5 protein-coding genes are annotated in these 14,798 nt (G+C 69.3%); 1 reads left to right on the forward strand and 4 read right to left on the reverse strand.

Features of this window, described 5'->3' with window-relative positions:
* Positions 1–7: 7 nt before the first annotated feature.
* From WMF42_RS12580 to WMF42_RS12590, 3 genes are all read right to left on the reverse strand, one after another.
* Positions 8–2,944: a type VI secretion system Vgr family protein gene (locus WMF42_RS12580; RefSeq protein WP_437692061.1), complete on the reverse strand. Its 2,937-nt coding sequence runs from the start codon at positions 2,942–2,944 to the stop codon at positions 8–10.
* Between the two features lie 176 nt (positions 2,945–3,120).
* Positions 3,121–4,488, reverse strand: coding sequence for an RNA polymerase sigma factor RpoD/SigA (locus WMF42_RS12585; protein ID WP_437692063.1), 1,368 nt, complete (start codon positions 4,486–4,488; stop codon positions 3,121–3,123).
* Between the two features lie 367 nt (positions 4,489–4,855).
* The gene (locus tag WMF42_RS12590) at positions 4,856–6,517 is read right to left on the reverse strand and encodes a ribonuclease J (protein ID WP_437692065.1); all 1,662 of its coding nucleotides are present in this window, start codon (positions 6,515–6,517) and stop codon (positions 4,856–4,858) included.
* A 333-nt stretch (positions 6,518–6,850) separates the two neighbouring features.
* On the opposite strand from WMF42_RS12590, the gene WMF42_RS12595 reads away from it, so the two are divergent.
* Entirely contained in the window at positions 6,851–11,797 is a 4,947-nt protein-coding gene (locus tag WMF42_RS12595) for an AAA family ATPase (protein ID WP_437692067.1), read from the forward strand.
* A 51-nt stretch (positions 11,798–11,848) separates the two neighbouring features.
* Here WMF42_RS12595 and WMF42_RS12600 read toward each other — a convergent pair whose 3' ends face one another.
* Positions 11,849–14,656, reverse strand: coding sequence for a beta-propeller fold lactonase family protein (locus WMF42_RS12600; protein ID WP_437692069.1), 2,808 nt, complete (start codon positions 14,654–14,656; stop codon positions 11,849–11,851).
* Positions 14,657–14,798 lie beyond the last annotated feature (142 nt).

Genomic DNA, 14,798 nt, shown 5'->3' on the forward strand with positions numbered 1-14,798 from the left:
TCCAGGATCAGCCCAGGTCGATTCGAGACCCCTTGAGCTTTACTGCGCCAGAGCGAAAGGCGACCTCTGCTCCGCCACCCTTGAGTCGGATGCCGCCGCTTGTTACCGTACACGTCGAGTCGCCTGCTTTGAGAATCGCGTTGCCCGCTGAGACCTCCAGGCCGTCTCCTTTGTTTCCAACCAATACTTCGCTGGACTTTGCTGTCATGCCCCAGCCGCTGCTGGTTACCGCCACCTCCTTGCCCGTCATCGCGGCGCTCCCGGACGCGGTCAGGGTCATGTCGCCAGCTGATTTCGTCGTCATGGCACCGCGGCTCTGAATGTTGAGGGTGCCTCCGGAATCGATGTCCAGTTTTGGGCCTGCTTTGACGAGGAGCTTGCTCTTGCTGACCGCCGTGAGCCTCGTATCCGACAACAGGTTCATCTGTCCGCCGCTCTTGAGGTTGGTGGTGCCGGTGCTCTTCAGCTTCAGCTTTGCATTGGAGAGCAGATCCACGAGCCCGTTGGACGTCACGAGGGTCCGCGCCATGCCAGCGATCTCGACAGAATTCGGCGACTTGAGCAGTGCTGCGTCATATCCGGCAACGATGGCCTTTCCACCAGATGATACAGTTGCAACTGTCGTTCCACCGACGAAGGCGTCCCTCATCCCAACAATGGATGCGGTCGTGGCTGCCGCATTCACGTTCATCGGGCCACCCGGCGGAAGGACAAGGCCCGGGATGCGGCCGATCCCGGCGACGCCGCCTGCGACGGCAGCCATCGACTTTGCAGCGGCGATGGTACTGGATTCTACGCTTTTCTGAAATGTCTTTACTGTCGTAGTGATGAGATCTCGAAGGCCTTTGGCTCCAGTGGTGCCAGTCTTTGCGAGCTCGACTCGGTTGAGCCACTTGCGTCGAGAGAGTGCATCCTCGCCCTCGGTGATCTGCTTCTTGTGTCCTTCTGCCGCCGCTTCCGCTTGTTTTGCCTCTATATCTGCTTTCTCGGCCTTCTTGACCTCTTCAGGATGTTGTTGAGCATGCCATTCTTGTTGTGTTATCGGTCGATACGTTCCGTCGGGATTCTCGACTTTGGAGAGCCCTCGCAGGCTCTCTTCGTACCATCGCTTCGCCATCGACTGCTCGATCTCGGTGGCACGCAATCGAGCGTTGCTTGCTTCTTCGTTCAGTTCTGCCTGCATGTGGTTCTCGAACTTGGCCGGAAAATCGAGGGCGCTCTTGGCGGCGCCGAGGATGCTGTCGGCCAACTTCGGCAATTTGTCTCCTTTGAGCATGTCCACGATGTTCGACGCTCCGGCGAAGATGATCGAATTGCCGGAGCTCATGAGCGCGGAGAGATCAGAGAAGACCGTGTTTACAGATGTGAGCGTGTTGACGCCAGCGGCGCCGATCGCCGTGAACGCCTCATCGGTCGTGATCGCGGCTCCTGCTGCTGGCGTGTTGGGAGAGCCGAGCTGGAAGGTGCTGCCGCCGTACGGCGTCGACAGCTTGATCCGCTCTTCGCCTTCGTTGTCGTCGATGTTGATCTCGTTGCCGCCGCCGGTCCGGATGACGTTCCTCCGGGCGTTCTTCGTGTCGACGGTGCTTGGCGTCTGCGGGTTTGGCACCGCCCCTGCGATGATCGGCCGGTCCGGGTCGCCGTCGATGAAGGTCAGGATCACCTCGACCCCGCTGCGCAGCGGGAAGTGGAACCCATACCCCGCGCCCGCGTGGGGCTGGGCCATGCGGATCAGCCGTGAGGCCTTGCCGTCCTCGGCGCTGCTCGTGTCGAAGAGGAAGCGCACGCGGTAGCGGCCGCTCTCGTCGACCTCGGCGTACTGGCCCTTCTCCGCGGCGTCGATCACGCCCGTGATGACGCCGTGCACCTTCGGCTTCGGCGTGACCCGCGGCGGCCGGTACGTCGTCGCGTACGGTATCGCCCTGAACTCGTTCTGGTAAGCGCGCTCCTCGCCCGTCCCGGCGTTGAGCGTCGCCTGCTGCAGTCGATGGCGCACCTCGACGAGGAGCAGCTCGATGTCGCCGCGCGGGTGCCCCTCGAGCGTGAGCTTCGCCCCGGCGCCGAGCACCTGCACGTCGCTCGCCCCCTCGAACACCCTGCGGCCGGCGCGCAGCTCCTCGGCGCGGATCACCGCGATGCGCTCGCCCTCGTCGGGCGTCTTGAAGTGCGCGCCGTACTCGACGATATCGCCGCCGGACGCCTCCGAGACCGTGGCCGCGGCCATCAGGGGCACGTGCGGCGTGCGGTAGTTGTAGTCCTTCACCACATAACGGTTGGGTACCGTACGCGTCGTGCCCTCCAGCCGGTAAACGCCGATCCGATCGCCGCGCGGATAGAAGTGCGCACGCCCGTCCCCGGCGACCGGCTGAAAGCTGCTGTTCGCGTCGGAGAAGACCACGACATCGCGGCCGTCTCGGTGCTCGAAGAAGAACGAGATGCCGAGGTGCTCGGCGAGGCGCGAGACGAACTGGAGATCCGTCTCCTTGTACTGCACCACGTACTCGCGCGGCGGATAGGTCGACACCAGGCGGAGCTCGAAGTCGTCGCCCTCGTGAAGCCCAGCGCGCTCGAGCTTCTTCTTGATGACCTCCGGGACCGAGAGATCCATGAAGATCTCCGACGTCTCCGTGAGCGTCAGCCGGAACGCGCGCGGCACGAACGTGAGCGTGTAGGCCATGTGCAACGTCTCCGTGTGGAGCGCGTCGCGCACCACGGAGATGACGCCGAAGATGCGCCGCTCCTCGCGGTCGCCCCTCAAGAACACCAGCGCAGCGGGCTCGGCGAGGAGGGCCTCCTCGTCGAGCCCTTCAGGGGTCTTGCACACGACGTGGAGCTGGAACTCGAACGGCTGCGAGATGACCTCGCGCCCGGTGAGGTCGTGGAGCTCGACCGCATCGGCCGAGAAAGCACGTGATTCCAGGCGAGCAGAGAGGATGTCCTTCATGAGCGTCCTTCGGGTGAAGAAGCGCTACCATCGCCCGCCGACGAGGACTTGTTCAAGCTGTTCGAGCAGCGGAGCACCGCTACGGCGCGCCGCGCTCCATGCCGCTCGCAGGGCCTCGCGCCGCCGCGCGAGCAGCGCCTCACGCCGCCGCGCTCGCCGCCGCTCTCTGCCGTCCCTCAGCCCTCCAGCGGCACCTCGAGCGCGTGTCGCCGCGACAGCGTCCGGAGCTTGCTCAGGGCGTTCTCCTCGATCTGCCGGACCCGCTCTCGGCTCACCGAGAACATCCCCCCGATCTCGGCCAGCGTGTGCGTCTGCTCGCCGTCGAGCCCGAAGCGCAGGCGGAGCACCTCGCGTTCGCGCGGCGTCAGCGACTCGAGCAGCGAGCGGACCTGCGTGTGCAGCCGGCGATGGACCAGCAGCTCGTCCGGCGCCGCCGCCTCGCTCGCGAAGAAGTCGCCCTGGCGCGCGCCGTCGTCGTCCCCGATCGGCGCGTCCAGGTACACCGGCGGGAGCGCCACCTCCCGCAGCGTCTGGATCTTCTCCATCGAGAGGCCGCTCCGCTCCGCGACCTCCTCGGGCGCCGCCTCGCGCGCGTTCTCCTGCTCCAGCTCCCGGCGGGCCTGCAGCGCGCGGCGCCGCGTCTCGGCGAGGTGGACCGGCATCTTGATGACCTGGCCCTGGTACAGCACCGCGCGCGCCAGCGCCTGCTTGATCCACCACGTGGCGTACGTGCTGAACCGGTAACCGCGCCGGTAATCGAACTTCTCCGCCGCGCGCATCAGCCCGAGGTTACCCTCCTGGATCAGATCGAGCAGCGGCACGCCGCGGTGCTTCAGCGGTCGGGCCGCCGACGCCACGAGCCGCAGGTTCGCCTTCACCATGTCGGCCCGCGCCTCCGCCGCCGCGCCGCGCGCGCCGCGCATCGCCGAGAGCGTCGCCTCGATCGCCCGCCGCTCCGGACCGCTGGCCTCGGCCACGGCCTCGCCCAGCGCCCGCTCGATCCGCTGCTCGACAACGGGCCCGAGGCGCACGTCGGTCAGCCCGGCCGACAGGTCGGTCCGGGCGCGCCGCGCGCGCGCATCGGTCTGCCCCGCAGCCGACAGCATCGACCGCGCGAGCCCGAGCAGCCCCGCGAGCCGGACGGACACCGCGTCGCGCGCCGTGTCGTCCGCGTCCGCGTTCAGCAGCAGATCGCCGGCGGAGACCCGACCGGCCTCCAGATCGTCCGCGATCGCCCCGAGCTCCCGCAGCGCGACAGGCGACGCCGCCCATGTGTCGATCGCCGCGCGCTCCGCCGCCTCGATCCGCCGGCCGATCTCCACCTCGAGGTCGCGGCTCAGCGGCGCGCTGCGCGAGATCTCCTGAAGGTAGACCTCGGTCACGTCCTCGCTCGGCCGCGCTGAAGGCGCAGCTCGGCCGCCGGCGGCCGTCTCCAGCCGCGGCAGCGCGACGTGGCCGAGATCGGCGCCGAGACGCACCTCGGCGCGGGCGTCCTCCACATCCATGGGTGTTCTGTCAGCCTCGCCCGCCAGGAGCGAGCTCATGGGCCTCTCCTTCATCTCGCTTACTCCACCAGGGTGCCGCGTCGCGGTTGATCCGCTCGGGTGCTCGCCGGAGCACGCGCCGTGGAGGGAAGCCCCGAGCAGGGACCACCATCCACGTCGGCCACACGCCACGGCAGAGCAAAGGGGCTCCGCCGGTGCGTCTATGCACCGTAATCACTCCCCGCGCTCAGGAAAGGGGCGTACGCGAGGACGTTTCCCGCTGGAGCCCCGAGCGCTTGCTCGTGCATCAGAGCGGCTGCTCGTCTTTCAGAGCGGCCGCTCGTCTTTCAGAGCGGCTGCTCGTCTTTCAGAGCGGCCGCTCGTCTTTCAGGGCAGCCGCTCGTCGTTCAGCCCTCGCGCTCGGCCGTCAGAGCAGCACCGCCAAGGGGAGCACGGTGGGGCGGCGCGAGGCCTCGCGGTGGAACACCCGCCGCACGCCGCGGCTGAGCGCGTCCTCGAGCGCCGGGCCCAGCGTGCGCGCGCCCGGCGACATCGCCGCGAGCGCGCTTCGAGCGCTCCCGAGCGCGGCCTCGAACAGCGGGCCGCCCTCCTCGAAATGCGCCACGCCGCGCCCGAGGAGCTCGGGGCCGCGCAGGATCTCCCCCGTCTTGCGGTCGGCCACCACGAGCACCATCACGAGGCCCTGATCCGAGATCTGCTCGCGCTCGCGCAGCACCATCTCCGAGACGTCGAGCCCGCCGCGCGCGTCGAGCCACACCCGCCCGCTCTTCACCGGGGCGCCGAGGCGCATCTGGCCGTTCTCGATGATCAGCGAGTCGCCGTCCTCGATCACGAACACCCCCGCCGCCGGCACGCCCATCCGGAGCGCCGTGCGCGCGTGGGCGAGCAGCATCCGGTACTCGCCGTGGATCGGGACGAAGTGCTCCGGCCGCACAGCGTCGAGCAGGACCTTCTGCTCCTCGGCCTGCGCGTGGCCGCTCGCGTGGATCGGATCGAGGCCGCGATCGAGCACGATGGCGCCGCGCTTCGCCAGGCGGTTCGCGAGCTGGCTGACCGCGATCTCGTTGCCGGGGATCGCGCGCGAGGAGAAGATCACCGTGTCGCCCGGGTCGACCCGCAGCCGGTGGTGATCGCCTACCGCCATGCGCGCGAGCGCGCTGTTCGGCTCGCCCTGCGCGCCCGAGGCGAGCACGATGAGGCGACCGGGCGGGAGCGTGGCGGCCGTGGCGTCGTCGATGATCACGCCGCGCGGGATGGTCAGGATGCCGATCTCCTCGGCGATCCGCGTGTTGGTCGTCAGGCTGCGCCCCGCGAGCACCACCTTGCGGCCGATCTGCGCGGCGATGTTGAGCACGCTCTGGACCCGGTGGACGTTGGAAGCGAAGAGCGCGACGAGGATGCGCCCCTTCGCCTCGCGGAACGGCCGGAGGAACCCGTCGGCCACCGCCGTCTCGCTCACCGACCAGCCGTCGCGCTCGGAGTTCGTGGAGTCCGACAGGAGCGCCGCCACGCCGGCGCGGCCGTACTCGGCGAAGCGGCCGAGGTCGAGCCGCTCGCCGCCCACCGGGGTGAGGTCGATCTTGTAGTCGCCGGTGTGGATGACGATGCCCTCGCCCGTCTCGATCGCGAAGCCGACCGCATCCGGGATGGAGTGGGTCACGCGCAGCGGCTCGGCGCGGAACGGGCCCGCCGTGAAGTGCTGCTGCGGCACGACCTCGCGCAGCGGCACGTCGATGCGGTGCTCGGCGAGGCGCTCGCGCACGAGCCGGAGGGTGAAGCGCGTCCCGTACACGGGGACGGGGAACTCGCGCAGGAACGACGGCAGCCCGCCGATGTGGTCCTCGTGGCCGTGCGTCACGATCACCGCGTCGACCCCGCCCGCCTCGCGCACATAGCTGAGGTCGGGGATGGCGACCTCGACGCCGAGCACCTGGTCGTTGGGGAACATGACGCCGCAGTCCACGAGCACGCGGCGGCCATCCTCCTCGATCAGCATCGCGTTCATGCCGACCTCACCGAGGCCGCCGAGAGGAATGATCCGGACTCCCATGCGCGCGCAGCCTAGCATCCTCGATCGCGCGCACAGACCCTTGCCTCGCGGGGCGGCCACGATCCCCGGGGCGACGCGGACCGACGACCGCATCGCGCTCCACGGACGGGCCCGTCTGGCGGCCGGTCACACCACGCGGAGATGCGAAGTCACCGGAACACCGCACTGGCCACGTTCCGCGCCGCCCGGCGGCGTCGTCGTGTCGCCGCTCTCAGGGCCCCACCACGGCGCACATGAACCAGGGCGCCGATGCGCCTCGAGGGCTTGCTCTGGGGATTCGCCCTATGCAACCATCGACGAACCATGCGCAAGACCAGGATCGGAGATCTCCCTTTCACACTGGTTGAGCTGATGTACGAAACCGCGGACACCCTCCTCTATCGCGCACACCGCGACAGCGATGGTGCTTCGGTGACGATCAAGGTGTTGAAGGGGGAGCGGCTCGATCAGCGGCACGTCGCGCAGCTCCGGCACGAGCTCGAGACAACACGCCACCTCCAGCTCGACGGCGTGATCCGGGCCTACGGGATGGAGAAGATCCCGGGCGGCGCTGCGCTCGTGATGGAAGATTTCGGTGGCATCACGCTCGACGCGCTCGCCCGCACGGCGCGGCTCGACCTGAAGGCGAAGCTGCGGTTCGCCTCGTCGCTCGCCGGGACGCTGGCGGCGGTGCACGGAAAGCACGTCATCCACAAGGACGTCAAACCGCAGAACATCCTCGTCAACCCGGAGACGAGGCAGGTCAAGCTGACGGACTTCGGGAGCTCGACCCGGCTCTCCGAGGAGACCCTCGCGGCGGAGAGCCCGGATCGCCTGGAGGGGACGCTCGCCTACATGTCCCCGGAGCAGACCGGCCGAATGAACCGCGTCATCGACTACCGGACCGATCTCTACTCGCTGGGCGTCACGCTGTACGAGCTCTTCTCCGGGGTGCTCCCGTTCCAGGCGACCGACCCGCTTGACCTGATGCACAGCCACATCGCGCGGGTCGCGACGCCGCTCTGCGAGCGCTCGCCGGAGATCCCGAGGGTGGTGTCCGACATCGTGCAAAAGCTGATGTCGAAGGTCGCCGAGGACCGGTACCAGAGCGGGACCGGGCTCAAGGCCGATCTGGATGCGTGCCTGTCGGCGCTCGAGGCGACCGGCCGGATCGCGCCGTTCGCGCTGGGCGCGCACGACGTCCCGAGCGAGCTCAGGATCCCGCAGAAGCTGTATGGACGCGACGCGCAGATGGCAGAGCTGCTCGCGGCCTTCGACCGGGCGCGCGCGGGCAAGTGCGAGCTGTTCCTCATCGCCGGCGGCGCGGGGATCGGGAAATCGGCGCTCGTGAGCGAGATCCACAAGGAGGTCACGCAGCGGCGCGGGCACTTCATCGAGGGGAAATTCGATCAGCTCAGCCGGAACATGCCGCACGCCCCCGTGGCGAGCGCGCTGCGCCAGCGCGTCCGGCAGCTCCTCACCGAGCCCGTGGAGTCGCTCGAGCAGTGGAAGGACAAGCTGCTCCGGGCCGCGGGGAAGAACGCGCAGATCCTCGTGGACCTGATCCCGGAGATCGAGCTCATCATCGGGCCGCAGCCGGCGCTTCCGGAGCTCGGTCCGAGCGAGTCGCAGAACCGGTTCAACCTGGTGTTCCAGGACTTCCTGCGCGTCATCACGACGGCCGAGCACCCGGTTGTGCTCTTCCTCGACGACCTCCAGTGGGCCGACCCTGCCTCGCTGAAGCTGCTGCAGCTCGTGCTGACCGACCCGAGCGGGGCGTACCTCCTCATCATCGGCGCGTACCGGGACCAGGAGGCGATCGCCGGGCAGCCGCTCATGACCTGGCTCGGGGAGCTGCGCGCGGCGGGCGTCGAGCGGCGCGAGATCCTGCTCCCGCCGCTGTCGATGGAGGACGTGCGCCAGCTCATCGCGGACGCGGTGGGCGCGCGCGGAGAGCAGGTGCAGCCGCTCGCCGAGGTGCTCTACGCGACGAGCCAGGGCAACCCCTTCTTCCTGAGCCAGCTCCTCAAGGAGCTCCACGCGGCGGGGCTCGTCGTCTTCAGCCCGGAGGCGGGGCGGTGGACGTGGGACCTCGCGCAGATCCGGCAGCGGTGGGGCGCCGTGAACGTCCACGATCTGCTCGTGGACAAGATGCAGCGCCTCTCGCCGGCGGCGCAGCACGTGCTGCAGCTCGCCGCGTGCATCGGCCACCAGTTCGACCTGAAGACGCTGTCGACCGTGCGCGAGAAGCCGCCCGCGGACATCGCCGCGGATCTCTGGGAGGCGCTGCGCGAGGGCATCGTGCTGCCGCTCGACGCCGACTACCGGCTCCTCCACACGTCCGGCGGCGTGACGGCGGAGCAGCCCCTCGAGGTGAGGTACCGGTTCTTGCACGACCGGGGGCAGCAGGCGGCGTACAGCCTCATCGAGGACGCGAAGCGGCAGGAGGTGCACCTCCGGATCGGCAGGCTCATGCGGGCGCAGCTCAACGGCGAGCCGCGCGACGAGGACCTGTTCAAGGTCGTGAGCCACAGCAACATCGGCATGGCGCTGATCGAGGAGCGCGCCGAGCAGCTCGATCTCGCGCGGCTCAACCTGAGCGTCGGGAAGCGGGCCAAGGCCTCGATGGCCCACGGGACGGCGGCCGAGCACTTCAAGGTGGGGATGTCGCTGCTCGGGCCGGGGGGGTGGGAGGAGGACTACGCCCTCTGCTTCGCGCTCCACCGGGAGCGGGCCGAGTGCGAGTGGCTGAGCGGCAACGAGGCGCAGGCAGAGGCCTCGATCCGCGAGCTCCTCGAGCACGCGCGATCGCGGCTGGAGCGCGCCGAGGTGTACAACCTGCGGATCCTGGTGCACACGATGCGCGGGGAGTTCGCGGACGTGCTGCGCGTCGGCCGCGAGGGCGTGGCGCACTTCGGGATCGTGCTGCCGGAGGGGCAGGAGGCGATCGGCGCGGCGTTCGGGGCCGCGCTCGCGGAGGTGCCGGTCCACCTCGCCGGCCGGCAGATCGATCAGCTCGCGGACGCGCCGTGGGCCGGCGACGCCGAGCAGCTCGCCGCCCTGCGGCTCCTCGCGGCGATGATCCCGGGCGCGTACACGCTCGATCCGACGCTGCTCGCGCTCGTCGCCGTCACCCAGGTGAACCTCTCGCTGAGGTACGGCAACTCGCCCGCGGCGGCGTGCGCCTACGGCATCTACTGCCTGCTGCTCGCGGGCGGGATGGGCAGGTACGAGGAGGCGCGGCAGTTCCAGAAGGTCTCGCTGGAGCTCTGCGAGCGGCCTGACGGCGTGGAGCTCCAGTGCAAGGCGTACGTCGTGTGCGGCGCGCCGTCGCACTTCTTCGAGCCGACCCGCGCCTCGGTCGCGTGCCTCGCCAGGGCGTACCAGGCCGGGCTCAGCTCGGGGGACTTCAGCTTCGGGGCGTACGCCAGCCTGAACATCGCGACGATCATGCTCTCGTCGGGCCACGAGCTCGGCCTGGTCCGGGAAGAGCTCACCACCTTCCTGCGGTTCCTGCAGCGGACGAAGGACCCGCTCGGCCTGCCGGTGATCGCCGTCGCGCAGCAGATGGTCGCGTGCCTGGAGGGCAGGACGAAGGGGCGCCAGAGCCTGAGCGACGCGGCGTTCGACGAGGGCGCGTTCCTCGCCGGGCTCGTGCCGGCGCAGGAGCTGCCGAGGTGCTGGTACTTCGTGTGCAGGCTCGTGCTCGCGGTGCTGTACGGCGATCACGCGGACGCGCTGCTGATGGCGGCGCGGGCGGAGCGGCACAGCGCGAGCGCGCTCGGCCTGTTCCTCCTGAACGACATCCCGTTCTACGTGAGCCTCGCGCTGCTCGCGCTGTGCGCGACCGCGACCGAGGAGGAGCGCGAGCGGCACCTCGCGGCCGCGGCGGAGCACCGGGCGAAGATCGCGAGCTGGGCGCAGCACGCCCCGGAGAACTACGCGCACAAGGAGCGGCTCATCGGGGCGGAGATGGCGCGCGTCCTCGGCAAGGAGGCGGAGGCGGCCGATCTCTACGACCAGGCGATCGAGCTGGCGCGGGAGGGCCAGTTCACGCACCACGAGGCGCTCGCGAACGAGCTGTGCGCGCGGTTCTACCTGAAGCGCGGGCGGGAGCGGATCGCGCGGTGGCACCTGGCCGATGCGTACAGGGCGTACGTGCGGTGGGGGGCGACGGCCAAGGCAGAGCACCTCGCGCAGGAGCACGAGCGGCTGCTCGACGCGCTCTCCATCGGCGAGACGCAGCAGACGAGGGTCCTCGGCACGACGGTCACGCGCCGCGGGAGCACCGAGTCGTTCGACGCCGCGACGGTCGTCCGCGCCATGCAGGCGGTCGCGAGCGAGAACGTGCTCGACCGGCTCCTCGATCGCCTGATGCGCAGCGTGGTGACGAACGCGGGGGCGCAGCGGGGCTCGCTGATCCTGGAGCGCGACGGGAGGCTCGTGATCGTGGCCTCCATGCGCGTCGATCCCGACGTTGTGGAGACGGGGCTGTCGGTCCCGGCGCTCGAGAGCGACGACCTCGCGACGAGCGTCATCCAGCTCGTCGCGCGGACGCGGGAGCCGGTGGTGCTGAACGACGCGCGGCAGGACAGCCGCTTCGCGAGCGACCCGTACGTCGTCGAGCACCGGCCGCGCTCGATCCTGTGCCTCGCCATGACCCACCAGGGGCGCTCGTCGGGCATCCTGTACCTCGAGAACAACGTGGCGCCGCGGGCGTTCACGCCGGGGCGGGTCGAGGTGTGCGGGCTGCTCGCCTCGCAGGCGGCCATCGCGCTGGAGAACGCGCTGCTCATCGCGAGCATCCGCGGCGGCACCGAGGCGCTGCAGCGCTCGAACGAGCAGCTCCAGCGGGAGCTCGAGCTGCGCGTGGCGTCCGAGGCGGAGCGGGAGCTGCTCCAGGCCGAGATGCTGCGCCGGCAGACGCCGCTCATCCCGATCACCGATGACGTGCTGGTCATGCCGATCGTCGGGCAGATGGACGGGGCGCGGGCGCAGCAGGTGCTCGAGACAGCGCTGGCCGGCTCCCAGGCGCGGCAGGCCAAGGTGGTGATCCTGGACATCACCGGCGTGGCGCAGGTCGACAGCGCGGTGGCGGAGGCGCTGATCAAGACGGCGAAGGCGCTGCAGCTCCTCGGGGCCAAGGCGGTGCTCTCCGGGATGCGGCCGGAGGTGGCGCGCGCGCTCGTGGAGCAGAACGTCTATCTGGGATCCATCGTGACGATGGGGACGCTGCAGAGCAGCATCGCCTATGCGCTCGGGCCGGGCGGCCTCTCGGGGGCGTTCGGCCGGCGGGCGAGCCCGGCGCGGCAGGCGTGAAGCGCGCCGCGCTGCTGCGCGGCGAGCGCAGCAGCGCGGGCGCGGCCCGGGTCAGGGCGTGCTGTTCGGATCGGCGGGATCGCTGCCGGCGTCCCGCTCATCCCCGTCGAGGAAGCCGTCGGTGTCGCGATCGATGCCGACGCGCACGCCCGAGCCGGGCGGCGTGCACGTGTAGGTCAGATCGTGGTGCGTCTGGGTGGCGAGGAGACGGAGCACGAAGTCGCTGATGGGCGGGACGGCCTGCCGGTCGGTGAGGAACTGGCCGCCTCCCACGTAGAGGAACCCGATCTCGTGCAGGAACCCCTGGGTCTTCGCCACGAGATCGCACTCCCCGAGGTCGGCGCGATCCATGAGCAGGTCGATGCGCGGCCCCGCGACAGTACCGTTCGAGTGGTTGAGCGTTATCTGCTGGCCCACGATGGGCGCCATGTTGCTCTCGATGGCGAGCACGTAAGACTCGAGCTGCCGGCGAATCACGTCGCCCGCCGGCGTGAAGGGGATGGCGTCGGGGTTGTTCGGGAACTGGTCGGAGAACCCGATCGCGGAGAAGAACCTGTACATCGTGTCGACGGTGCCGTTGTTCAGGATGCCGAACCCGCGGATCTGGTCGCCCATGTGCTGGTTGTCGCGCGACAGGAAGACGAACGGGATGTCCGCGAGGCCGAAGGCGCCGACCTTGGTGTACACGTTGCGGAGCTGCGGTATCTTGAAGAGCTGCGTCTGGAAGTCGAAGACGGAGCTGCCGTCGGTCCCGAAGAAGCCGGGGAAGTCGTCGCCCGGGTTGGCGTCCGGGTCGACCACGTGGCACCCGCCGCAGCTCGCGATCGAGTTGACGATGTCGCCGTTGAAGAAGTCCTTCCCTGCCTGCTGATCGGGCGTGAGCGAGTTGTCCAGGTTCCTGATCGGGTTGGGCGGGTAGGTGACCTGGAGCATGAAATCGGCGAACGCCTCCATGTCCTGGGCGGGGATGGGCTGGTCGCGTCCGAGCAGGCCGGGGAACGCCACCTGGAACTGCCGGAAGGCCTCCCGCTCGTCGAACGATCCGTCGTCCGGCTGGGCGCTCGGCTCGAGGTTGCCGCCGGTGCGGTCGCCGCGCCAGTGCATCGGCCCGTGGTTGGCGAGCCCGCGAAGGCTCTGCGTCATCATCGGGCCCTTCATCGGGTGGAAGATCGGGTCGGTGATGGGCTGGTTGAAGATGACGTCGTACAGGCCGAACGGGAAGGGGCCCGGGTCCGTCACGACGGAGCCGTCGGGGTTGCCGAGGTTCCAGGCGAGGTCGTCCTGATCGCCGTAGACGTGGCAGCTCGCGCAGGCCGAGTCGCCGTGGCTCGACGTGAGCGACGCGTCATAGAGGAAGCGGCGGCCGTTCACGATGCTGTCCGGCTCGGGGTTGTACATCGGGACGTGTCCCACCTCGGCCTTCGTCGTTGTGTTGATGATCGAGATGGAGTTGTCGAAGCGCGTCAGCACGTAGAGGCGATTCCGGCTCTCGTCGAGCACGAGCCCGGTAGGCCCGCCGCCGCTCACCGGGATCTGGTTCGTGGTGCTCGGCACGAAGGTGTCGTTCTCGAGCGCGGCGGTGCTGAAGACGCCGATCTTGCTCGACCCGAGCGCGGCGACGTACAGCGTCGCGCCGTTGCTGGTCACGGCCATCTCCTGCGGGAAGGCGAGGCTCTTCGCGTTCTCCGCGTTGGGGACCGGGGCGCAGCAGGTGCTGTAGTCGATGTGCTTGTTGAGGTGCCGCGGCGCGACGCTCCCCGGGCTGAGGACGGTGATCCGGCTCTCGTGCAGGTGGCCGCGCGTTGTCTCGCCGCCGGAGAAGATGCCGGGCCCCTCGAAGCTCTGCTGGCTGAAGGCCTCGGTGTTGGCCACGTAGACCTTCCCGTTCACCGGGTTGACGGCCATGTTGAAGAGGATCGTCCCGACGCCTGAGAAGAAGCCCTGCTCGCCGCTGATCCAGGCGGGGGGGTTCGCGGTGGCGTCGATGACGAAGACGTCCTTGTCGGGCAGCGAGAACCTCATCTGGTTGTCCCAGAGATTGCCCAGCTCGTCATACCAGTGTCCGCCGTCGTACTTCACGATGATGGCCGTCTCGGGCGCCGGCACGCCCTCGAAGTTGGTGCTGGGGCCTGGCACGCCGGGCACGCCGTTCGCCCCGAAGCCGTCGGGGACCAGCGCCTCGTTGACGGTGGCGGTGCGGTTGCCGGAGTGGAACGCCGCCGCGTACACGCGGTTGCCGTCCGGGGTCACGGCCAGGGCGCGCGGCGTATCGCTGAAGAGGGTGATGATGTTGAGCGGATTACCTCCGAGCGACTGGCCGAGCTGGTTCGCGTTGAAGACCCACACGTCGGCGCGGCCGACGCCCGGCGTCGTGAGTTGCGGATCGATGGGGCTGTTCTGGCCGCGGTGGGCGGTCGTGATGAAGGCGCGCCCCCGCCCCGGGCCGGCGAACACGATATCGCGCGGCTCGTCGCCGACGAGGAGCGTGCGCACGACGCGCCCGGTGTGACCGCCGAGGCCGAGCTGGACGACGCTCACGCTGTCCGACAGGTGGTTGACGACCCAGATCTCGTTGTTGCTGCGCGCGGCGACGGCGACGGGCTCCAGGCCGACCGATATCGACGTGCGGTGCTCCAGGCCACCGCTCCAGATGCGGAACACCTCGAGGCGGTTGTCGGGCGTGTTGACGGCGAAGAGGAGCTTCCCGTCCGGTGACATGGCCAGCGGGCGGACCTGCCCGCTCTCGAAGGCGGTGAACGACGGCGCCGCCTGCGCCGGAGCGCCGGAGAGCGATATTGCAGTCAGGGATGCGACGAGCGCGCCGAGCGTCGCCCACCGTGAACAGGGCAATCGAATCATGGATGCCTCCGTGGTGCCGTGTAGCTCCGGGCCACACAACGCACAACGCAACATTGTAAGGCCAGACGAAATGATTGTTCAAGCATGCAATGCGGGGCGATGTGATTTTTCGTAAAGGTACGATTCCACATCTGCGACACGG

The sequence above is a fragment of the Sorangium sp. So ce176 genome, from assembly GCF_051519835.1.
GTDB lineage: Bacteria > Myxococcota_A > Polyangia > Polyangiales > Polyangiaceae > Sorangium > Sorangium cellulosum_G.

Bases quoted from the DNA above. Each gene is read 5' to 3' on its own strand.
- WMF42_RS12590 (WP_437692065.1), bottom strand. From the start codon at position 6,517: ATGCTAGGCTGCGCGCGCATGGGAGTCCGGATCATTCCTCTCGGCGGC.
- WMF42_RS12585 (WP_437692063.1), bottom strand. From the start codon at position 4,488: ATGAGCTCGCTCCTGGCGGGCGAGGCTGACAGAACACCCATGGATGTG.
- WMF42_RS12595 (WP_437692067.1), top strand. From the start codon at position 6,851: ATGTACGAAACCGCGGACACCCTCCTCTATCGCGCACACCGCGACAGC.
- WMF42_RS12580 (WP_437692061.1), bottom strand. From the start codon at position 2,944: ATGAAGGACATCCTCTCTGCTCGCCTGGAATCACGTGCTTTCTCGGCC.
- WMF42_RS12600 (WP_437692069.1), bottom strand. From the start codon at position 14,656: ATGATTCGATTGCCCTGTTCACGGTGGGCGACGCTCGGCGCGCTCGTC.